This window comes from Megasphaera sueciensis, assembly GCF_050219315.1.
GTDB classification, from domain to species: Bacteria; Bacillota; Negativicutes; order Veillonellales; family Megasphaeraceae; genus Megasphaera_A; species Megasphaera_A sueciensis.
Window position 1 is genome coordinate 17162 of sequence record NZ_CP116939.1, and the last position, 21974, is coordinate 39135.

The 21974-nt window shown below is 39.5% G+C and carries 21 protein-coding genes; all 21 read left to right on the top strand.

The window, feature by feature from the left end:
* Positions 1 to 10: 10 nt before the first annotated feature.
* The 21 genes from radA (at position 11) to NXG62_RS00165 (ending at position 21884) form a co-directional block, all read left to right on the top strand.
* On the top strand, positions 11 to 1393 hold the full coding sequence (radA, locus tag NXG62_RS00065) for a DNA repair protein RadA (RefSeq protein ID WP_427113034.1): 1383 nt from the start codon (positions 11 to 13) through the stop codon (positions 1391 to 1393).
* Between the two features lie 103 nt (positions 1394 to 1496).
* On the top strand, positions 1497 to 1697 hold the full coding sequence (locus NXG62_RS00070; RefSeq protein ID WP_427113035.1) for a hypothetical protein: 201 nt from the start codon (positions 1497 to 1499) through the stop codon (positions 1695 to 1697).
* Between the two features lie 310 nt (positions 1698 to 2007).
* Positions 2008 to 3129, top strand: coding sequence for a PIN/TRAM domain-containing protein (locus NXG62_RS00075; protein WP_427114291.1), 1122 nt, complete (start codon positions 2008 to 2010; stop codon positions 3127 to 3129).
* Positions 3130 to 3137: 8 nt separating this feature from the next.
* The gene (ispD, locus tag NXG62_RS00080) at positions 3138 to 4316 is read left to right on the top strand and encodes a 2-C-methyl-D-erythritol 4-phosphate cytidylyltransferase (RefSeq protein ID WP_427113036.1); all 1179 of its coding nucleotides are present in this window, start codon (positions 3138 to 3140) and stop codon (positions 4314 to 4316) included.
* 16 nt (positions 4317 to 4332) lie between these two features.
* Positions 4333 to 5787: a glutamate--tRNA ligase gene (gltX, locus tag NXG62_RS00085; protein WP_427113037.1), complete on the top strand. Its 1455-nt coding sequence runs from the start codon at positions 4333 to 4335 to the stop codon at positions 5785 to 5787.
* A gap of 606 nt (positions 5788 to 6393) precedes the next feature.
* The gene (locus NXG62_RS00090; RefSeq protein ID WP_427113038.1) at positions 6394 to 7527 is read left to right on the top strand and encodes an acyl-CoA dehydrogenase family protein; all 1134 of its coding nucleotides are present in this window, start codon (positions 6394 to 6396) and stop codon (positions 7525 to 7527) included.
* A 35-nt stretch (positions 7528 to 7562) separates the two neighbouring features.
* A complete protein-coding gene (locus tag NXG62_RS00095; protein WP_427113039.1) occupies positions 7563 to 8801 on the top strand; it encodes a CaiB/BaiF CoA transferase family protein in 1239 nt (412 codons plus the stop codon).
* Between the two features lie 20 nt (positions 8802 to 8821).
* Complete coding sequence (locus NXG62_RS00100) at positions 8822 to 9604, top strand: enoyl-CoA hydratase-related protein (RefSeq protein WP_427113040.1); 783 nt, start codon at positions 8822 to 8824, stop codon at positions 9602 to 9604.
* Between the two features lie 97 nt (positions 9605 to 9701).
* Positions 9702 to 11099, top strand: a complete 1398-nt coding sequence (locus NXG62_RS00105) for a GntP family permease (RefSeq protein WP_427113041.1) — start codon at positions 9702 to 9704, stop codon at positions 11097 to 11099.
* A 185-nt stretch (positions 11100 to 11284) separates the two neighbouring features.
* Positions 11285 to 12769 carry a hypothetical protein gene (locus NXG62_RS00110; RefSeq protein ID WP_427113042.1) on the top strand — a complete coding sequence of 495 codons (1485 nt, stop codon included), beginning with the start codon at positions 11285 to 11287 and terminating at the stop codon, positions 12767 to 12769.
* Between the two features lie 116 nt (positions 12770 to 12885).
* Positions 12886 to 13137, top strand: a complete 252-nt coding sequence (locus tag NXG62_RS00115) for a hypothetical protein (protein WP_427113043.1) — start codon at positions 12886 to 12888, stop codon at positions 13135 to 13137.
* 41 nt (positions 13138 to 13178) lie between these two features.
* Entirely contained in the window at positions 13179 to 14120 is a 942-nt protein-coding gene (locus tag NXG62_RS00120; RefSeq protein ID WP_427113044.1) for an AEC family transporter, read from the top strand.
* A 318-nt stretch (positions 14121 to 14438) separates the two neighbouring features.
* On the top strand, positions 14439 to 15884 hold the full coding sequence (cysS, locus tag NXG62_RS00125; protein ID WP_427113045.1) for a cysteine--tRNA ligase: 1446 nt from the start codon (positions 14439 to 14441) through the stop codon (positions 15882 to 15884).
* Positions 15881 to 16366, top strand: a complete 486-nt coding sequence (locus NXG62_RS00130) for a Mini-ribonuclease 3 (protein ID WP_427114292.1) — start codon at positions 15881 to 15883, stop codon at positions 16364 to 16366. Before cysS ends, NXG62_RS00130 begins: the two co-directional genes overlap by 4 nt.
* 18 nt (positions 16367 to 16384) lie before the next feature.
* Complete coding sequence (gene rlmB / locus NXG62_RS00135; protein ID WP_427114293.1) at positions 16385 to 17116, top strand: 23S rRNA (guanosine(2251)-2'-O)-methyltransferase RlmB; 732 nt, start codon at positions 16385 to 16387, stop codon at positions 17114 to 17116.
* On the top strand, positions 17116 to 17634 hold the full coding sequence (locus tag NXG62_RS00140; protein WP_427113046.1) for an NYN domain-containing protein: 519 nt from the start codon (positions 17116 to 17118) through the stop codon (positions 17632 to 17634). The genes rlmB and NXG62_RS00140 overlap by 1 nt, the downstream gene beginning before the upstream one ends.
* A 39-nt stretch (positions 17635 to 17673) precedes the next feature.
* Entirely contained in the window at positions 17674 to 18369 is a 696-nt protein-coding gene (sigH, locus tag NXG62_RS00145; RefSeq protein WP_427113047.1) for an RNA polymerase sporulation sigma factor SigH, read from the top strand.
* Between the two features lie 47 nt (positions 18370 to 18416).
* A complete protein-coding gene (secG, locus tag NXG62_RS00150) occupies positions 18417 to 18653 on the top strand; it encodes a preprotein translocase subunit SecG (RefSeq protein WP_427113048.1) in 237 nt (78 codons plus the stop codon).
* A 91-nt stretch (positions 18654 to 18744) separates the two neighbouring features.
* Positions 18745 to 21054: a ribonuclease R gene (rnr, locus tag NXG62_RS00155; protein WP_427113049.1), complete on the top strand. Its 2310-nt coding sequence runs from the start codon at positions 18745 to 18747 to the stop codon at positions 21052 to 21054.
* Between the two features lie 15 nt (positions 21055 to 21069).
* Entirely contained in the window at positions 21070 to 21537 is a 468-nt protein-coding gene (gene smpB / locus NXG62_RS00160; protein WP_091647250.1) for an SsrA-binding protein SmpB, read from the top strand.
* Between the two features lie 140 nt (positions 21538 to 21677).
* Positions 21678 to 21884: a hypothetical protein gene (locus NXG62_RS00165; RefSeq protein WP_427113050.1), complete on the top strand. Its 207-nt coding sequence runs from the start codon at positions 21678 to 21680 to the stop codon at positions 21882 to 21884.
* Positions 21885 to 21974: the final 90 nt, after the last annotated feature.

The window sequence follows — 21974 nt, forward strand, 5'->3', positions numbered from 1 at the left end:
AGACTCATACATGGCTAAAATCAAAACGAGGTATGTTTGCTCTAGTTGTGGCAGCGTGACCAGCCGCTGGATGGGGAAATGTCCGCAATGCGGGGAATGGAATACGATGCAGGAGGAACAAATCGTTCCGGAAACCAGCCATAGCGAAATTATGCGGCGGCATGCAGAGGGACCGGCTAAACCGGAATCTTTGCGGGATATTGCCATGGAAACGATGACTCGCCAAGAAACCGGGATTGGCGAACTGGACAGGGTATTGGGCGGTGGTATTGTACCGGGAGCACTTATCCTTTTAAGTGGGGATCCCGGTATCGGCAAATCCACATTAGTGCTGCAGATTGCTGCAGCTGTCTGCCATGGACATGGGATGGTTCTGTACGGTTCGGGTGAAGAATCGACAGGTCAAATTAAAATGCGGGCGCAGCGTTTGGGAATAGATGAAGCAGGTCTTATGCTAATGGCGGAAACGTCGATACAGGATATTCTGGCGGAAGCCGAACGCATGAAACCTGGCTTGTTAGTAGTAGATTCGATTCAGACGATGTATAGTCGTGAGATTGAAGGGCCTCCGGGAAGTATGGGACAGATCCGCGAAGGTACAATCCGTCTCATGTCTTTTGCTAAGACCAGCTGCATTCCGGTGTTTGTTATTGGACATGTTACGAAAGATGGTACGATTGCCGGACCGCGGATGATGGAGCATATGGTAGATGTGGTTCTTTATTTTGAAGGAGAACGAAACTATCGTTTTCGTATTTTACGAAGTATTAAAAATCGTTTTGGTTCGACCAATGAATCAGGGCTATTTACGATGACAGAGCAAGGACTTTGCGAGCTTACCAATCCATCTCAAATGCTTCTTGCTGAACGAGTGGGAAAACAAGCTGGTTCAGCGGTAGCAGCCGTGATGGATGGGATGCGCCCGCTTTTAGGAGAAGTACAGGCTTTGACGACGCGTTCGGTCTTTCCTGTACCGCGTCGGACTGCTGTGGGTATGGATTATAATCGTTTGATTATTTTACTGGCCGTTTTGGAAAAACGTGTAGGTTTATCGATTGGAACCCAAGATGTATACATTAATATTGTCGGCGGCTTGCGCATGATGGAAACAGCAGCAGATTTACCGATAATTTTGGCAGTCATATCCAGCTTTAAAGATATTGCTATTGATCCGTGTACCGTTATTATGGGGGAAGTGGGATTGACCGGTGATGTGCGCCGTGTCCCCCATGCGGCACGAAGAATTAAAGAAGCGGCTAAAATGGGATTTACTTCTTTTATACTTCCAAAAGGAAATATGGAGGATATTAAAGCCGCAGACTATCCGGATTGCCGTATTACAGGTGTTATGACACTAAAGGAAGCAATTCATGCGGCGTTTATCGGACATTAAAAATTTCTTAAAGGCAGAAAAATTATATTTTTTTGTTTTGAATATGGTATACTGTAAGTAAGATTTTGCTGTATTTAAAATTTTTTAAACGGATGTGTTGTATATGAAATTAGATATAAACTATTCTATAAAAAAAATACTTACCGGAAGCGTAATGATTACCTTTCTTTTAAGCGGGAGTGCTGTAGGGGGGTATGGTGTTTTGCATGAAAATGGAGAAGGAATCATTCGTCTTGATTGTACGAATGGCACGTGTACGCTGCCCGATCAATCCGATAAACAACGACAGCAGTCAGCAGATTAACACGTAATATGTTTTCCTGGCTGCTTGGAACGGATGATATGGATGAAATTTGTGATTAACGGCGGTTAAAATAGTATATAGGGAAACGGTTTTTTTATATGCCTGTTGAGAGGCGGGACCGTTTTCCTGTTTTTTTTCTTAAAATATTTTGATTGAAAACTACTGCATCATTGTGAGTTTTATGGTATAGTTAAATGATACAGTGAAGGGAGGTGGAACTGTGGCTAAAAAAGAAATAAAAGAAATAAAAGAAAAAAAAGCGGCTGGAAAATTTATGGAAGAGAATGATTTGAATAAGCCGGACCGAAATATGGCTGATAAAATTATGTGCGGTGTCATTATACTTGTATTCGCCGTGAGTTTTGTTATGATCAGCGACCAAATAATGACAACTCCTTTTTTTAGCATGGAAATTGCAGAACGTTTTACAAAAAATGGCATTGTGGGAACGACAGTTTTAACCGTTTTGGGATTTTTGATTGGAGCCATTCTAGGGGTTATTGTAGGATATTTAATTTCTCCTGTTATTATCAATCTTATTTGGAAGTCTATCCATCGTATTGAATTTTCATTAAGTGGTTTTTCTAGTCAGGATTTATTGGTCGGAACGCTGGGCTTGCTTTTTGGACTCATTATAGCTAACTTAATTGGACTGGCGTTTGTCCGCTTGCCTATTATCGGGGCATATGGTCCCATTGTATTTAGTATTATTTTTGGTTATGCCGGCATGAGCATTGCTATGCGCAAAAAGACGGAAATAGCTAATCTTATCGGCTTACTGCGTTTTAGTAAACAGCCTAAAGAACATATAAAAAAGAATAAAGAGGAAGAATTTGTTGGCAAACTACTGGATACGAGTTCGATTATTGATGGCCGCATTGCAGAAATATGTAGTACCGGATTCCTGGAAGGGCCGCTTCTTGTTCCTGTTTTTGTATTGGAGGAATTACAACATATTGCTGATTCGTCTGATTTGTTAAAACGGAATAAGGGCCGCCGAGGATTAGATATATTAAAGCAAATGCAGGAAGATAATTATGTAGAAGTAAGAATTATTCACGATGATTTTGAAGATATGCCTCCTGCAGTAGATTCGAAGCTTGTTCGATTAGGTCGTAAAATTCATGCTAAAGTTGTGACGAATGATTATAATTTGAATAAAGTAGCGGCACTGCAAGGTGTAGTCGTGTTAAATATCAATGATTTGGCAAATGCTTTAAAGCCTGCCCGTATACCGGGAGAGCAGATGAATGTTCTTATTGTTAAAGCAGGTAAGGAAAATAACCAGGGTATTGCATATCTTGACGACGGGACTATGATTGTGGTAGAAGATGGTGAAAAATTTATCGGTCAGAATATGCCTGTTACCGTTACATCGGTACTGCAGACTTCGGCAGGACGTATGATTTTCGTCAAAATAGCAGACGAGTAGGTGAGTATGTGAAGGTAAGTGTTATTGTTGTGGCAGCAGGAGCCGGACTCCGTTTTGGTTATATACGGAATAAGCTGTTCTACCCGCTCTGTGGTCGTCCGGTGCTGGCGCATACACTGGGCCATGTTTTTGCAGCAAAATCTGTAGATGAAGTTATTTTGGTTACATCGATAGAGGATCGCGCAGCTATACAAAAAATGGTGTCTCTTTTTCATCCTTCCGTTCCTGTCCGCTATGCAGATGGCGGTGCAGAACGACAGGAATCGGTGTATCATGGACTGCTGGCTTGCAGTGCCTCTACCGATATAGTTATGGTTCATGATGGAGCCAGACCGTGGGCAGGGCCGGATTGGTTCGACAAGGGACTGGCTGCTATGAAAAATGCGAAAGCAGCAGTATATGCAATATCTGTAAAGGATACGATCAAAGAAAAAAACGACGAAACTTCAGCGGCGGCTAAGCTGCATACTTTGGAGCGCAGCCGTCTTATTGCTGTGCAAACACCGCAAATATTCCATCATTCAACACTGCTGGCTGCCTATGAATATGCAAGGGAAAATCATCTGTCAGCTACTGACGATGCTTCTTTTGTGGAAGCACTTGGGGAGCCTATAGTTATTTTATCCGGCGATGAACGGAATCGAAAAGTGACTACAAAGGAGGATATACCCGTCTTGGAATTTTATATGAGAGGAGCTTCTGTTCCTCATGTTGGCTGTGGGTATGATGTTCATCCTTTAGTAGAAGGTCGTAAATTGGTCCTTGGGGGAGTAACGATTCCTTTTGAAAAAGGATTGGATGGACATTCTGATGCAGATGTACTCACGCATGCTGTGATGGATGCATTGTTGGGAGCGGCAGGACTTAAAGATATTGGAACTTATTTTCCTGATTCTTCGCAGGAGTTTAAAGATATTTCCAGTTTGATTTTATTGGAAAGAGTATGGCATATTTTGCAAAATAAAGGTTGCCGCATCGTGAATATTGATGTAATTTTATTAGCACAGCGGCCTAAAATAAGAAAATATATAGATAAAATGGCCGTGAATATTGCCGCGGCATTACATATACCTGCATCGGTTGTGGCAGTTAAAGCGACAACAACGGAACATTTGGGTTTCATCGGCAGGGAAGAAGGTATGGCAGCGCAGGCATCTGCTATGATTGTCGTGCCGGAGAATGAATAGTATGGGAGGAATTTTAATGTCTAAAGAAGTACGGGTTCGTTTTGCTCCGAGTCCTACCGGTCCGTTTCATATTGGCGGAGCCCGGTCGGCATTGTTTAATTATCTTGTAGCTAAACATACGAATGGCAAATTTGTATTGCGTATTGAAGATACGGATCAGAAACGATCTACACGTGAATCGGAAGAAAATATTAAAGCATCGCTGCAATGGTTAGGCATTAATTGGGATGAAGGAATTGATGTAGGCGGTTTATATGGACCGTATCGTCAAATGGAGCGTTTAGATTTATATCAAAAGTATACCGATCAACTGATTGCCGAAGGAAAGGCTTATTATTGTTTTTGTACGCCGGAGGAGTTAGAAGTAGAACGCCAGGCACAGATGGATAAAGGTGAAACACCGGTATACAGCGGGAAATGTCGCGATTTGCCAAAAGAAACGATTGAACAGTATCTCCGGGAAGGACGGCCGCATGTTGTTCGGATCGTTACGCCTAAAAACGAAATTTTAGCTGTGGATGATCTCGTTCGCGGACATGTAGAGTTTGATTCGAATATTGTTGGTGATTATGTTATTGTCAAGTCCGATGGGATTCCTGTTTATAACTATTGTGTTGTTTTAGACGATGCGCTGATGCATATTACGCATGTCATACGTGCAGAAGAACATTTGTCAAATACACCACGGCAATTGGTCTTATATCATGCTTTGGGTTTTCCAGTTCCGCAGTTTGCTCATGTATCACTTATCCTTGGCAAGGATAAGAAAAAAATGAGCAAACGTCATGGTGCAACATCTGTAGAACAATATAAAAATATGGGATATCTACCGGAAGCTTTGTTTAATTTTTTGGGGCTTTTGGGGTGGACGCCGGATAGTGATCAGGAAATATTCAGCAAAGAAGAGTTGATTGAACAATTTTCCTTGGATCGAGTTGCCAAAAATCCAGCTGTATTTGATATTGAAAAGCTAAATTGGATTAATTTTCATTATATGAAACAGTTAAATGAAGATCAACTTTATGCGATTTGCCTGCCTCATTTACAGGCAGCGGGATATGTGGCAGAAAAACCGGACATGGAAGAATCCGCTTGGTTAAAACAAATGATTTGGGCGCTTCGTGAGCATGTCCAATATGGAGCACAAATTGTAGAACCGGCAAAAGTATTTTTTACAGAAGACTACATGCCGGAAAATGAAGAAACAGCGGCTGTTCTGCAAGAAGAGACAGCTCCGGCAGTTCTTGAAATGTTCCGGCAGGAATTGTTGTCACTTCCCGCAGTGACGCCGGACACGGTACAACCTTTATTTAAAAAAATTCAAAAAGGGTTAAAAATAAAAGGAAAATTTGTATATATGCCTATTCGGGTAGCGGTTACAGGTGTTATGCATGGCCCTGATCTTAATGTTATTGTGGCACTTATGGGCCGGGATAAGGTATTGGAACGCTTGGGAAGGACACTGCAATGAAAAGTGCGGAGCAACTATTGGTAGCTTTTGATTATTGCTTGCTAAATTGGGGACTGAGCTTAGCTGCTGCTGGGATTTCGACAGCACCGGAACAAGAATAAAAACATTATGTGTTTTTTGCGGATAAAAAAGAGAGGCCATTTTCCCTGCCTAGTGGGCGTGTAGATAAGAAATTGCAGGATATGATACAAGAGACACAGGGAAGTTTCCATCAATATGCTTATCATGATCGGAAGACGGGGACTTTTTGTTGCTGTGGCTGGAGGACCGGAGACTCACCGCTCTGGCAGGACAAAAAAATGCTGTCTTTGATGAAATCATACTGACTGTTCAAATAAAAAAGATGAAGGGTAAGTAATTTTTATAGAGATCCTTATCAAGTTATTACTATGTAATAACTTGATAAGGATTTTTTTGTTATCTGGACAAAATGGACATATAGTCATGTCAAGCCTATGAAATATGGAATTAGTTGGTATTAATTGTGAAAAAAATCACTGTAAAGATGTCTAGTGTTTGTGTCTATAGTTCCATTTTTTAATAGGTATAATAAAATCATAAATAATACAAGTATGCATACTAAATACAAAATAAGGAGATGAGGACATGTTTTTAAATGAAGAACAAAAAGCTATTCAGAAGGTAGCCGGTGATATTACAAAAAAAATAATTGCTCCTATGGCAAAACAATATGATGAGACGGAAGAATTTCCTTGGGAAAATATAAAACAGTTAGGAAAGTTAGGTTTCATGGGAATGTCAGTTCCTGAAAAATATGATGGAGCTGATATGGATATGGTATCGAGTACTGCGGTTCTGGAAGAACTTGCCAAAGGTTGCGCTTCGACAGCCACTATTGTGGCTGTTCATAATTCAGCGGGAATATTGCCTATTCTTATGTTTGGAACAGACGCACAAAAAGAAAAATATATTCCTTCTTTAGCTGCGGGAAGCTCCATTGGAGCGTTTGCTTTGACGGAGGCGGGGGCAGGTTCTGATGCGGCTAAAGTGATAACGACGGCAGCACAGGATGGAAACGAGTATGTTATACATGGCAGTAAATGCTTTATTAGCAATGGCGGAGTTGCGGATACGTTTGTTGTATTTGCTACGAAGGATCGGGCTAAAGGGGTTAAAGGACTGGCAGCTTTTATTATAGAAAAGGGAACTACCGGTTTTTCCATTGGTAAACATGAACCTAAAATGGGTATCCGCGCTTCTTCGACAACAGAGCTTATTTTTGATAAATGCAGAATTCCTTTAGAAAATCAATTAGGCAAAGATGGGGAAGGTTTTAAGATTGCTATGATGACACTAGATGTTGCACGGATTGGAATTGCGGCATTGGCAACGGGAATTGCTGCAGGAGCTTATGAAGAGGCTAGAAATTATGCTAAGGTGAGAGAACAGTTTGGTAAACCCATTTGTGCGAATCAATCTATTGGATTTATGTTGGCAGATATGGCAATTCAAATTGAAGCAGCTAGACAACTGACCTATCATGCAGCCGAATTGAAGGATGCAAATGTGAAATTTGGAACAGAAGCGGCAATGGCAAAAACATTTGCTTCTGATATGGCGGTACAAGTAGCTTTAGATGCTATACAAATTATGGGCGGATATGGCTATTCTAGAGAATATCCTGTTGAAAGAATGATGCGTGATGCTAAAATCACACAAATTTATGAAGGGACGAATCAGATTCAACGAGTTGTTATCAGCCGTGAAATATTGAAATAATATATTGAATATATTTTATAAAGGGAGTGTCTGCTATGTTTCATCCGTTAAAAGGAGTAAAAGTAATAGATTTAACCTATTTTGTGGCAGGACCGGGTGCTGCAAAAATTTTGGCTGACTGGGGGGCTGACGTTATTAAAGTAGAACCGCCGTTTGGAGATCCAATCCGAAGTTCGGGAACCTCGTTAAAAGCGCCTATTGATGAGGATTGTAATCCCTTATATGATACATATAATGCAAATAAAAGGGGGTTGTCCCTTAACTTGAAAACAAAAGAAGGTCAATCCATATTGGATACATTATTGGAAACGGCCGATGTATTTGTATCAAGCTATAGAACAGGAGCATTAAAACGGTTAGGCCTTGATTATGAAACCATAAATAAAAAATATCCGCATATTATTTGGGCACAGTTGAATGGATATGGCGATTTTGGACCGGCCAAAGACAATCCGGGGTTTGATGTAGTGGCTTTTTGGGCGAGGTCCGGTGCTATGATGGATTTTGCGGAAAAAGATACTTCACCCATTAATGCTCCTTATGGATTTGGAGATGCTACGACTTCTTGTTCCTTGGCAGGAGGAATTGCAGCAGCGCTATTCAATAAGGCGCAGACGGGAAAAGGCTGTAAGATTATGGTATCGTTATTTGCCCAAGCAATTTGGAACAGCAGTGCGCTGGTCGTAGCAACTCAATATGGTGATGAATATCCTAAAACAAGGAAAAATCCCATGTCCCCGGTGATGGATAGTTTTAAATGTGCCGATGGCAATTGGATATATATCAGCATATTGGAACATGAGAGATACTATAATACTTTGATGAAGGACATTGCAGGGCGTCCGGATTTGGTTGACGATCCCAGATTCTATAAATTTGCTGATGCGAAAAAGAATGCACCGGAATTAGTAGAAATCATTGGACAAGCTTTTGCCGGACATACAAGGGAAGAAATGGAAGAACGTTTGAAGAAAGCAGATATTGCATATGATTGTATTCGGCATGTAAAGGATACCTTAACAGATCCGCAAGCACTGGAGAACGAGTATATCGTGCCCGTTATGAATTTTGATGGGACAAAGACGAAACAAGCTATGACACCTGTGCGGTTTTGTTTATTGGAACCGTTGTCAGCAGATGATATTAAACCGACGGTAAATTGTCCGGCACCGAAAATTGGTCAAGACAGTGTAGACATATTAAAAGAATACGGCTATACAGAGGAAGCAATTGAACAGTACCTTGACAAGAAAATTATAACAAGAAATAAATAATATTACATGAGGTGGTTTATATGAAATTTAATAACATAATATATAAAACAGAAGAAGGTATTGCTACTATAATAATCAATCGTCCGAAAGCTTTGAATGCGTTGAATCCCGAGACCGTGGAAGAATTAAATACATGTATCGGATTTATTGAAAAGTCGAAAGATATACAGGTTGTTATTATTACGGGCAGCGGCAATACGTCTTTCGTAGCAGGTGCAGATATTGTTTCTATGTCGAAGATGACGCCTATGGACGGGCGTTTATTCGGAAAAATGGCACAAGATACTTTCACGCGTATAGAAAATCTTCCACAGCCAGTTATTGCATCTGTTAACGGATATGCTTTAGGCGGTGGGTGTGAACTTGCCTGTGCTTGCGATTTTCGGTATGCTTCAGATACTGCAAAATTTGGTCAGCCCGAAGTTGGTTTGGGAGTTACTCCTGGGTTTGGCGGGACGCAGCGTTTACCGAGAATAATAGGTCGCGGACAGGGGAAAGAGATGATTTTTACAGCGAAAATCATTGATGCACAAAAAGCACTTGCTATAGGATTGGTAAATGAAGTTTTTTCGCAAGAGTGTTTGATGGAAGAAGTTATGAAAACAGCTAGACTGATTGCATCTAAAGGATCTATTGCAGTCCAGCTTTCAAAAACGGCAATTAATCGTGGATTAAATTGTGATATTGTAACAGGAATTGCTTATGAAGATGAAGTGTTTGCGATTTGTTTCGCAACTGCGGATCAAAAAGAAGGAATGGGTGCATTTGTTGAAAAAAGAGAACCCAAATTTATAGGACAATAAACAACTTTTAAATGAACAAAAAGCTGTGAATTACATAACATGAAACAAACTAATTCACAGCTTTTTCGCAATAAAAGAAATGAGGAGGTAGTGTATTGTGGATGTTATTATGATCATCGTTAGTTTATGCTTGTTGGTAACGATTGCATATCGCGGTTTTTCCGTTATTTTATTTGCTCCAGCATGTGCTTTAGTTGCCGCTAGTATGGCTGATTACCATGTATTGCCGGCGTATACCGAATTGTTTATGGGAAAGTCTGTTGTATTTGTTAAATCATTTTTTCCCATATTCCTACTGGGAGCTGTCTTCGGAAAGGTCATGGAAGTAACCGGTATGGCAAGAAGCATAGCAGAAGAAGTTATTCACAAACTTGGAAAAGATAAAGCTATTTTATCGGTAATGGCGGTTTGCATCATTTTGGCGTATGGAGGAGTCAGTGTATATGTCGCTGTATTTGCTATCTATCCGTTTGCAGCTGCCGTATTTAAGGAAGCAGAAATACCTAAACGATTAATACCGGCAGTATTGACGGCGGGACTTTTAACCATGGTCATGGATTCAGCGCCAGGAACGCCTCAATTGCAAAATATTATTCCTACGGTTTATTTAGGAACGACTATTTATGCTGCACCTAAATTAGGAACTATTTGCGGTGTTATAACGTTAGTTATTTGCTATGTATATTTGAATTGGAGAAGGAAAGTTGCAGTCAAGAAAGGGGAAGGATATGGAAATCATACGTTGAATGAAGCAGCGATTGATCCGGATCAATCGACGCCGCCTTGGTATCTGTCTGTTTTACCGCTTATTGCTGTTCTGGCGGTCAGCTTCTATCTTTCGTTTGTTTTCACTTGGGATGAAACATTAGTGGTCCCCTTTCAAAAAGCAGGGTTGCCGCTTACTGCCAAAACTGTAAAAAGTGTTATTTCTATTTGGTCATTAATTATAGGTTTATTAATTGCTATTATTATGTCTTGTTCGTTGGGATATCGATTCATGCCAAAGTCAGTTAGTTTGAAAGCGGCATTAAATGCTGGTGCCATTGGATCCTTGCTGGCTATTATGAATACAGCATCTGAAGTAGGGTATGGCAGTGTTATTTCTTCTTTGCCGGGGTTTACAGAAATTGCTAATTCTTTATACAGTATAGGGGAAGGCATGCCGTTATTAAATGCAGCTATTATGGTTAATGTTTTGGCAGCTATTACGGGGTCTGCGACAGGCGGACTGGGAATTGCTCTTGAAATATTCAGTACCCATTGGTTACAAGCCGTTACCGCAGCAGGTATTCCTCCGGAAGTACTGCATCGCGTTGCTTCCATGGCTGCCGGAGGAATGGACACACTGCCTCATAATGGTGCGATTATTACTACGCTAGCCATTTGCGGGTTAACCCATAGAGAATCATATATGGATATCTTCGGTATTACGTTATTGAAATTTGCAATGGCATTTTTTGCTGTTTTTTTGTATATGGTTACAGGAATTGTGTAATATTTTAAAATGACAGTTTGTTTAAATACAAGGGCGGGGCAGATTCATTTCTGTTTTGCCCTTTTTGTATGATGCAAGACTATAATAAAATTGCTATTTAGTGATATAATGAACACATTGAAATGATAGGACGGGGTTGATGTGATCAAGGCGTTTGACCAATACATAAAAGAAGGTGATATATAATGGAAATAAAGAAATATGCAGAGTCTTTAAAAAAAATATTAGATTTTGCACATGTCCGATATAATGTGTTATCTCAAGCAATAGAATATGATTTATCTTATGTAAGTAAATGGACGACTGGAGCGCGTCTGCCGGCAGCTAAAAATGTAGATTGCATCAATCAGAAAATTGCTGATTTTCTTGCTCCGATCATACTTAAACAAAAGCAGCGCAAAGAATTTTCAAGGGTATTTTTGCATTCTGATGAATGGGGAGAAGAAGATTTATCCTTTACGATTTATCAATATTTAGGGAATGCATACCGCACTTCTTTGAAAGAGAAGAAAAATTGCAGTAATACAGTCAACGTTGAACATTCAGACCTTTCCATAGGAATGTCAGAATGTCAGACTTTAATACAGCATATAGTAAAATCAAAGCTGGAAGATTTGACGGAACCGGCAAATATTGTTATTACCGGCGATTTTTTAAATTTAGTTAAAAATCATTTTTGGCAAATATTTTATGATGTAAAAATGAAAGAATTTCCTTGTAATATTCATGTTGCGTTAAATGTAAATGAACTGCAGAACAATTCTATTAATGCGACGGGAAGCATATTTCAATGTTTAAATGATTTTTTAGATTTTGATTTTACTATTTATGAAAAATCCTCAAAACTATATGATAATATCATTGCTATAGAAAATAAAGCGGTTATTTTGTATTATATTAATGCGGAAGGTTATATTGATATGAGCATAGCTGTTTATGATTCACATCAGGTAAAAGATATTTATAATAAGTGCAAGTCTTTTATTATGACGCAGCCCGTTGTACTGCAGCCGAAAAATACGCTGGGGATGGATCGGTTTGGGTTTAGGGATACATTTTATGCATCTGATAAGTTTTTTTTCTTTTGTGCCAATGGATTCGAATTTCTTTTGCCAAATGAAGTTTTTCAGTCTTTATTAAAAGCTGCGAAAACGGGTAATCTTGAACCGGCAACGGAGGAATGGGTACAACGAGTTCATGCGATATGGGAAACAGTTGTCAATCGCGTATCTTTACGTTTTATGCTTCCTACAAATTCTATTATTCGTTATTTAGAAACGGGGTATATTCATTTAACCGATTTTTCTTATCAATTGACAACGGAAGAACGGCGATTGCATATGAAACATATTTTGGATGAGATGAAATCTAATCCGGCTATTGTTTTTGGCGTGCTGCTTCCGACAACAGAAAAATACAGTGGGACTAATTTTACGAATTTGTCTTTTAATACAAATTATTCTACCGGATTTTTGAAGAAAAATGTGCATTGTATCCATGAAGATACATTACCTATATATTTGGTGAATAGCGTGATCCTTTTACGCTGTTTGCAGAATTTTTTTGATAGTCAGACACAGTCGAAACATTACAAGGAATACTCCGTCGAGCAATTAGCAGAATTATATGAAAAATATCATTTTTTAATGGAGTTTTTATTTAAAGAATAAGATTAGTAAGTATAATTAAAATGTAGTTTTCTTGTCAAATTCCGTTTATTCTTATAAAATAGAAATTATAATGGTTTTTATTTATAATCGTATAAAAGAAGTAGAGGTATCGTGTAATGAGCCGTAAACCTAAAAAGCGAAATGATTTAAAACGAAATAAAGGTAAGAAAAAGACTTGGAAACAGTCTTTAGTCGGATTGGATAGAATGACTATCCTTTTTTTCAGTATGGGATTTGTTGCTCTTTGTTATTCATATTATCAAGTATTCCAAGAATGGAATTTATCCATTTTTGGATTTAATGTGATCGTAACCATTGTTTGGCTGGCTGTGTTTGTACGCAGTGTGAAACGGGGAGGATTTTATTAATTATTTGATGAGAAGAATTGATAAGTAGAGAGGAGTTATGCATGAGTTCCGTTGATCTTCTGCTGCATCAACTTGAAATTTTTGCTGTTTTAATTTTTGTTGGCATTATCGGTATAAAAACCAATGCGTTAGATGAAAAGTATTTAGGCAATTTATCAAAACTGATTATGCGGCTTATTTTGCCAATCATGATTTTTACAAAAGTTATAAATGGAGCAACGCGGGAAGATATGTTATCTTGCGGTGGCGAAGTCATCGTAACGACCTTGGTCATGTACGGGATCCTTTTTGTATCAGGCGGGGTGTTGACTCGCCTGTTTTCTCTCAAAGGCAATTATGGACGGGTTTTCTGGGCGGCGACTATGTTTGGTAATGTTGGCTTTATTGGCATACCCCTGCTTTTGGGGGTACTGCCGGAACGTGGCATGTTATATATGGCGCTGTTTAGTATTATTGATCAGATTATGTTATGGAGCATCGGATTTTATTTGACGCTGCCTAAAGAAAAGGTTGCCTATAATTCGGTAAGGGAAAATATGAAAAGTCTTTTGAATCCGGCAATGCTGGCAATCTTTTTGGCGATACTATGTACTTATATGGAGTGGAAATTACCCTTACCGATTAATCAAGCGCTTACCTCCGTGGGAGATGCAACGACGCCGCTGTCATTAATTTATATTGGCGGAAGTTTTTGCTTATATGATGTGAAGCGGTTTATTACAAAAATCGAGTATTATGCTATTGTGATTGTTAAGATGATTGCCATTCCCGTGGTACTGTATTATATATTGGCATACTTTCATATTTCAAAAGAGATTGCCGTGTTTATAACAATTCTTACGGGGATGCCCAGTATGGCAGCGGTTGCTATGTTTGCTCGTGTGAATCAATCGGATGAAGAGTGTGCGCTAGGCGCAATTATGATTACAACGGTGTCTTGTTTGGTGACGTTACCACTGGTAGCGTATTTGACTAATTTTTAATGCTTGACAGGAATGAATTATTTCGATATGATATATGATACACGTAGAATAATTTTATTAAATATGATGACCAAAATTATCTGCAAACGAGCACTTACAGAGAAGTCGGGCCTTGGCTGAAAACCTGATTAGATTGCGGAGTTGCGGAGTTGCCTTTGCGAGTAGACCGGGTGAAGTCAGTAAGCCGGTTCGGTGGCACCCGTTATGTGCGATTAAGATTGCAGCCGAAGCTGCAATAAAACAGAGTGGAACCACGGGCCACCGTCTCTGTCAGGGATGGTGGTCTTTTTGCGTTATCATGCTAAGGAGGAATAGTAGATGAGAGAAATTAAAGTTTATAATGACCTCACAAAACAAAAAGAAGTATTTATTCCCGTTACCCCGGGTCAGATAAAAATGTATGTTTGCGGTATAACACCCTATAATCACACACATATCGGGAATGCCCGCCCTTTTGTTACATGGGACGTTATTCGTCGCTACTTGCAGCATATTGGCTACGAAGTAGAATTAATTCAAAATTTTACGGACGTTGATGATAAAATTATCAATGCTTCTAATGGGGAAAATGTTTCCTGGGATACTATTGCTAATCGCTATATTGCTTCTTATTTTGAAGTGATGGATGCTTTACATGTTCGCCGTGCCGATATGTATCCTCGTGTTTCGACGCACATTCCGGATATCATCCATATGGTAGAAGTTCTAGTGAAAAAAGGATTTGCTTATGTATTGGACCATGATGTGTACTACAGTGTGGAAAGTTTTCCGGGATATGGCAAGCTGAGTGGACGTTCGCTTGATGACATGATGGCCGGTGCCCGAATTGAAGTGGATGATCGCAAACATAACCCTATGGATTTTGCACTTTGGAAGGGGGCAAAGCCGGGAGAACCTTCTTGGGAGAGCCCTTGGGGTCCGGGACGGCCTGGATGGCATATCGAATGCTCAACCATGAGCAATAAATATCTGGGAGATACGTTTGATTTCCATGGTGGCGGCAGTGATCTTATATTTCCGCATCATGAAAATGAAATTGCACAGTCTGAAGCGTATACAGGCAAGGCCCCTATGGTTAAATATTGGCTGCATAATGGATTTATTACTATTAATCAAGAAAAAATGAGTAAATCTCTTAATAACTTTTTTCTTGTTAAAGACATTTTGGCACTATATAGTCCGGATGCTTTGCGCTTTTTCCTTATTTCCACACATTATCGCAGTCCGCTTGATTTTAGTGATGAACGGCTCGAAGAAACAACCCGCAGTTTAGAACGGTTAGGTACAGGGATTGATAATGTTATGTTTCTTTTAGATCAGCCGGGAGGTGCTGGTTCAGACGAATCCAAGCAGCTTTTGTGTGATGCGCAGAAAGTGGAAGAAGATTTTGAAGAAGCAATGAGCGATGATTTCAATACTGCACTGGCCAGTGCAGCTATGTTCGAATTGGCTAAGAAAATCAATATTTATAAAGACGCCGTTGTTAATGCGGGTGTTCCTGTCGATCCTTCGGTTATGGCCGAGGTAAAACGAATTTTCCATACAATGACAGATATTTTGGGAATTTTGGAAGAACGCTGGGAAAAAATAAAGACCGATGCGAATTCTAAAGATTATGATAATCTTATGGAAGTTATTTTGAAAATACGGCAGGAATGCCGGGATCAGAAGCAATATGCTATTGCCGATATGATTCGCGAAGAATTAACTAAATTAGGCATTGCGATTGAAGATTCACCGCAGGGAGCGCGTTGGAAGAAGTGAAATTTAAACAAATACAAGCCCTAAAACATAAAGCATATATAGCGTTTGCAGCAGGAACTATATTAGCTGTTCCTCAACAAGATATTACTATGATGGATCCTATTTCTCTGGCTTTCGTAGGAGATGCGTATTATGCTCTCCATATGCGGCATCGTTTAGTAGATACGGGGATCCCGAATGTACAAGTATTACATTTGCTGGCAGCCGAGTTTGTTTCTGCCAAAGCGCAGGCGTATGTATACCGCAAGCTTAAGGAAACACTTGACGAAATAGAAAAAGCTATTTGCCATCGCGCACGCAATGCATACTCACAGGTGCCTAAAAGTGCCACGGTTGCTGAATATCATGACAGCACGGCTTTAGAAGCTCTGGTAGGCTACTTAGTGTTATCGGGGCAGCAAAAAAGATTAGACGATATTATGTTGCAAATTTATGCATATACGAAGGAATATTGTCGGATTGTGCATGGAATAAAGGAGTAAAAAGTGAATGACGAAGGCATGATTATTGGCCGCAATAGTGTAACAGAGGCGTTGAAGGCAGGACGATCCATAACAAAAATATATGTGGCGGCAGGCAATGAATCGACCTCTTTACAACATATTAAGGAAATGGCCAGAGACAAAAAAATAGTAGTGGAAAATGTTCCTGTTAAGGTTCTTAATCAATTAGTTCCGGGGAATCGTCATCAAGGAGTGGTTGCTTTTGCCGCTGCCGTTAATTTTGCCGATTTGACGGATGTTTTGGCAGCTGTGTCAGAAAAGGGAAAATTACCTTTTCTTATACTTACAGACGGAGTAGAAGATGTCCATAATTTAGGTGCTATTATACGTACGGCTGAGTGTGCTGGTGTTAATGCTGTACTTATACCAAAACGGCATAGTGCACCAATTAATGAGACAGTGGGAAAAACGTCAGCAGGGGCAATTGAATATATACCTATTGTACAGATTGGTAATATTGTACAAACCTTACAATATTTAAAAAAACGCGGCTTTTGGGTTATTGGGGCAGATATGATGGGAAAAACTGATTATTTTCACAGCTCTTTGACCGAACCGGTCGTACTTGTTATTGGCAGTGAAGGTAAAGGAATATCCCGGCTGGTCAAAGAAACTTGTGATGTTCTCGTGCAGATTCCCATGTTTGGCCAGATAAACTCTCTCAATGCTTCTGTTGCAGCTGCGCTTCTTATGTATGAAGTGGTACGGCAGCGACAGGAGATGAGGTAATGCAACCATTACTGATTATAGATGGATATAATGTCATATTTTCATGGAAATCGCTGAAAGGACTCGCTGAAAAATCCTTGGAACATGCCCGTGAACGTTTGATCAATATTGCAGCCGATTATGGCAAAGCTAAGGGATTTAAAGTGGTTCTGGTATTTGATGCTATGTATACGGAAGAAAGCGTTAAAAGCCAAACAGTTGGGACTGATTGCCTCGTTTTATTTACGGATAAAGAAGAGACGGCCGATAGCCGTATCGAAAAAATGGTTTATGAGCATCGCAGCGAACGGCGGCCTATTTATGTGGCTACGTCTGATGGACCGGAACAAAATCAGATATTGGGAGCAGGAGCCTTTAGGATACCGGCACGAGAACTGGAAGAAGATGTGGCTCTGGTAAAAAAAGAACATTATCATTATGATAGTCATAATGTATTAACCGGAGTACGCAATGAAATGCGCGGTCATGTAAAAGACGATGTTCTCGAAAAGTTAGAGCGAATTCGCCGAAAAAAATAATATCTGTCATATATCAGATAGGTGGAGAGTGATGAGGCAATGCATATAAATACAGATACAGAACAACAAAATATAAACAACAGATTTAGTGATATGACAGATGAAGAAATTGTTTGCTGCGCACAGCAAGAACAAGATCCAGAAGCTGTGGATTATATTGTTAACAAATATCGTAATTTTGTTAAGGCTAAGGCTCGGACCTATTTTCTAATAGGAGCGGATAAGGAGGATATCATACAGGAAGGCATGATCGGGCTATATAAGGCTACTCGTGATTTCCGCGGCGATAAGTTATCTTCATTCCGGGCGTTTGCCGAATTATGTGTGACACGGCAGATTATTACAGCTATTAAAACGGCAACACGGCAAAAGCATATTCCTCTTAACTCGTATGTATCCCTTAATAAACCTATTTATGCGGAGGAATCAGATCGCACGCTAATGGATGTGATTGCCGGAATTAAAATAACGGATCCGGAGGAACTGGTTATCAGCAAAGAAGAATTTGCTGACATTGAGTTGAAAATGAATGAAATCCTCAGTGATTTAGAGTGGCAGGTTCTCAATGCATATTTAGATGGTAAGTCGTATAATGAAATGTCCCGGGATTTGCACCGCCATGTTAAATCTATTGACAATGCGCTGCAGCGGGTTAAGCGTAAATTGGAACGATATTTGGAATCTCGTAATGATGAAAATAAAACGGGACAGCCTATTGATAGAAATGAAAAATGAGTGTACAATAATATCGTTAAGTGTGATTGTGTGTGAGGAGGATTAGCGTGATTACCGTATTAGAAATTTTAGTAGTCATCTTGTCATTGGTTCTGATTGGAGTTGTCGTTGCTCAAAAGAGTAAAACTCAGGGAATGGGAGCAGGATTCGGCGGCGGAGCGGAAGATTTGTTCGGAAGCAGAGCTCGTGGTATGGATGCTTTTTTATCAAAAATGACCATCATATTATCAATCTTATTTGCTGTCTTAACATTGATTTTGGGCAGATTGATGAATACGTATTGATGGCTAACAACCTGCGGCAATTGCCGCAGGCTTTTTTTATAAACAGTTAGAGCTGTATGCGGATTGTTTTTTTATTGAGTATGAGGTATATATGAATTTAGACCGTATTCATGATATAATACAAATATGTATAGATAAGTCGCCTGTAGGCGCAACAGTGGAAGATTGTGCGGAAATATTACACGTGACTGGTTCAGAACTTTCTGTTTTATTTGAGACCTTTGATCAAATGATAAGGAGTGGAGTGCTCATGAGAGTTGAAGAAGGTCGTTATTTACCCAATAAAGGACAAACGCAAGTTACGGGTATTTATAAAGGATATACAAGTTCGTTTGGCTTTGTTATTAGTGAAGATTTACAAGATGATGTGTATGTGGCAGAACAGAATCGTTATACGGCGATGAACAATGACAAGGTTATTGTTCGCGTTATTCAAAGCGGCAATGGCAGACATAAGCAAGAAGGAGAGGTTGTAACTATTGTAGAACGGGCTAATAAGAATATCGTGGGCACGTATGATAGACAAAAAAACTTTGGGTTTGTAACTCCTGATGATGAACGAATCCGAGAAGACATATTTATACCTCTTGACAAAACCAAAGATGCCCGCAGCGGAGCTCGTGTTCTTGTGACGATAACATCATGGCCGGAAAAAAACAGAAAAGCGGAAGGCGAAATTACAGAAATATTAGGATATACGGGTGATAAAGATCTAGATGTCAAGGTTATTATGGCTAAACATGGTCTGCCTTTTGTTTTTCCTAAAAAAGTTCAGGAAGAAACGGAAAATATTAATCAGTTAGTTGCTATGGAAGAAGGGCGATTTGATTATAGAGGTCGGCAGCTTATTACCATAGATGGGGAAGATGCAAAAGACCTAGATGATGCTATTGATGTTGTCCGATTGGCTAATGGGAACTTTAGGCTTGGTGTATATATTGCCGATGTCAGTTACTATGTAAAACCGGGAACAGCTATTGATGAAGAAGCCTATGCCCGTGGTACGAGTGTCTATCTTGTGGATCGTGTCATTCCTATGTTGCCCGCCGTTCTTTCTAATGGTATTTGCAGCCTTAATGCAGGCAAAGATAGATATGCCATGACGTGTGTTATGGAAATAGATAAGAACGGAAAAGTTATTCATGCTGATATAGGACCGGCTGTTATTCAAGTAAAACGCCGTTGCAATTATACGGAGGTACGGAAGGCACTAGCAGAAGGTATTGTTCCTGATGATTTATGTTCGTTTATGCCAATGCTCCGAAATTTACGGGATTTATCGCAAATACTTAAAGATATGAGGATTCGCCGCGGGGCCATTGATTTTGATTTTCCAGAATATAAAATTATATTAGATACAGAAGGAAAACCACTGCGTTTGGAAAAACGAGAACGATCTATAGCGGAACAAATGGTAGAAGAAAGCATGCTTATTGCCAATGAAACAGTAGCAGTGTATTTGAGAAATAGTGAAAATCCTTCTGTCTATCGTATCCATGCCGTTCCTGAACAGGAACGGATAGAAACGTTACGGACGGTTCTTGCCAGTTTTAATTTGCCTATACCGCAAACGGATGCTATCGTTCCCCGTGATTTTCAAAAATTACTTGACGCGGCAAAAGGAACAGAGGCAGAATTAGTGGTACAAACGATTACCTTGCGGTCTATGCAGCAAGCCTGCTATTCCACGGCTAATTGCGGACATTTTGGCTTAGCATCAGAATGCTATACTCATTTTACTTCACCGATACGCCGATATCCGGATTTAATGGTACATCGATTGATTCGGAAATTCCAGGAACGAGGGAAATTAACACAAAAAGAAGCGGAACAATCTCTGTCTTATCATACCATAGCGGCGAACCAGGCTAGCACAAGAGAACGAGTAGCAGTAGAAGCAGAACGAGAAACAGATGATTTGAAAAAGGCGGAATATATGGTGCCGTTTATTGGAGAGCCATTTGATGCCCATGTAAGTGGAATTACTCCTTTTGGATTATTTATCAGTTTAGAAAACGGAATTGAGGGTTTAATTCACATTTCATTCCTGACAGATGATACATATGAATTTAATGAAGCAACCTATACGATGGTGGGGCAGCAGAGTGGGAAAATATATCATTTAGGTGATCCTATCCGGGTGACATTGGCACAAGTCAATGTGGAAAAATGTGAAATTGATTTTGTTCCGGGTACGATTGAATCTTTGGCAGATTTACAACAAATGATGATGAATCGTACGAGAAGCCGGCAAAAGCGCAATGGCAGTTATGCAGATAGCAAACGAAATTGGATGCCGGCGTCAAAGAAGAGCCGTAAAGGCAAGAATACAGTGAAAAAGAAAAAAATAAAAAAGAATAAAAAAATAAAGAATAAGAAAGATGGTAAAAAGAAAAGATAAGGTCAGGTGACTATTGTGGCGAAAACCATAGGACAAAAATATATAACTGATAATCGAAAGGCTCGTCACGATTATTTTATTCATGATACATATGAAGCAGGGATTGCATTAACGGGAACAGAAGTAAAATCACTGCGTCAAGGAAAAGTAAATTTAAAAGATAGTTTTTGTCGTATTGAAAATGGGGAAGTATTGCTTGTTGGCATGCATATTAGTCCATACGAGCAAGGAAACCGCTTTAATCATGAACCGCTGCGGACACGTAAACTTCTTCTTCATAAATATGAGATTATGAAGCTATTGGGCATAACAAAGGAAAAAGGATATACTCTTATTCCTCTTAACCTTTATTTTAAAAAGGGAAAAGTTAAGGTGACAGTAGGGCTGGCAACGGGAAAAAAGCTGTATGATAAACGGCAAGCCTTGGCAGAAAAAGAGGCTAAACGCGACATCGAACGTAAATTGAAGGAACGGAATTACTGATATTGCCAGCTTGCATGGTGTGTAAAAAACGTGTAAATTATATGGTTATATGAAGCTTTTATATTGAATTCCTGATAGGGACCTCGTATGATGTAATAGTACATTTGTATATTTTATCAGATCTAAGGAGGGAGTCATTTATGAGTAAAATTAAATTGACAGACAAAGAGATAGAACGATTATCTTACCTGGCAGTGGAAAAAGCGGACAGTATAACCGAAGTTGAAAACGTTTGTAAAGATGTATTGGTGAAATACATGCAGGCTCGCAAATATTTTTCAAAAATCAATGGGGAAAAGGTTGTCGTATTATGCAAGAATAAAGAAGAATACGATACGGAAGAATAAAGAAATGCTATAGGGAAATTATGACAGGTTTTTTGGCAGCGGCACATGGAGAACAGTTTTCGGCAATTATTTGGTTAAGGATACTATTGC

Coding starts and splice junctions, on each gene's coding strand:
- NXG62_RS00165 (WP_427113050.1), top strand. CDS start 21,678: ATGAGTAAAATTAAATTGACAGACAAAGAGATAGAACGATTATCTTAC.
- rnr (WP_427113049.1), top strand. CDS start 18,745: ATGAATTTAGACCGTATTCATGATATAATACAAATATGTATAGATAAG.
- sigH (WP_427113047.1), top strand. CDS start 17,674: ATGCATATAAATACAGATACAGAACAACAAAATATAAACAACAGATTT.
- NXG62_RS00095 (WP_427113039.1), top strand. CDS start 7,563: ATGTTTCATCCGTTAAAAGGAGTAAAAGTAATAGATTTAACCTATTTT.
- gltX (WP_427113037.1), top strand. CDS start 4,333: ATGTCTAAAGAAGTACGGGTTCGTTTTGCTCCGAGTCCTACCGGTCCG.
- NXG62_RS00100 (WP_427113040.1), top strand. CDS start 8,822: ATGAAATTTAATAACATAATATATAAAACAGAAGAAGGTATTGCTACT.
- NXG62_RS00120 (WP_427113044.1), top strand. CDS start 13,179: ATGAGTTCCGTTGATCTTCTGCTGCATCAACTTGAAATTTTTGCTGTT.
- NXG62_RS00110 (WP_427113042.1), top strand. CDS start 11,285: ATGGAAATAAAGAAATATGCAGAGTCTTTAAAAAAAATATTAGATTTT.
- NXG62_RS00115 (WP_427113043.1), top strand. CDS start 12,886: ATGAGCCGTAAACCTAAAAAGCGAAATGATTTAAAACGAAATAAAGGT.
- NXG62_RS00070 (WP_427113035.1), top strand. CDS start 1,497: ATGAAATTAGATATAAACTATTCTATAAAAAAAATACTTACCGGAAGC.
- NXG62_RS00140 (WP_427113046.1), top strand. CDS start 17,116: ATGCAACCATTACTGATTATAGATGGATATAATGTCATATTTTCATGG.
- NXG62_RS00075 (WP_427114291.1), top strand. CDS start 2,008: ATGGCTGATAAAATTATGTGCGGTGTCATTATACTTGTATTCGCCGTG.
- cysS (WP_427113045.1), top strand. CDS start 14,439: ATGAGAGAAATTAAAGTTTATAATGACCTCACAAAACAAAAAGAAGTA.
- rlmB (WP_427114293.1), top strand. CDS start 16,385: ATGATTATTGGCCGCAATAGTGTAACAGAGGCGTTGAAGGCAGGACGA.
- radA (WP_427113034.1), top strand. CDS start 11: ATGGCTAAAATCAAAACGAGGTATGTTTGCTCTAGTTGTGGCAGCGTG.
- NXG62_RS00090 (WP_427113038.1), top strand. CDS start 6,394: ATGTTTTTAAATGAAGAACAAAAAGCTATTCAGAAGGTAGCCGGTGAT.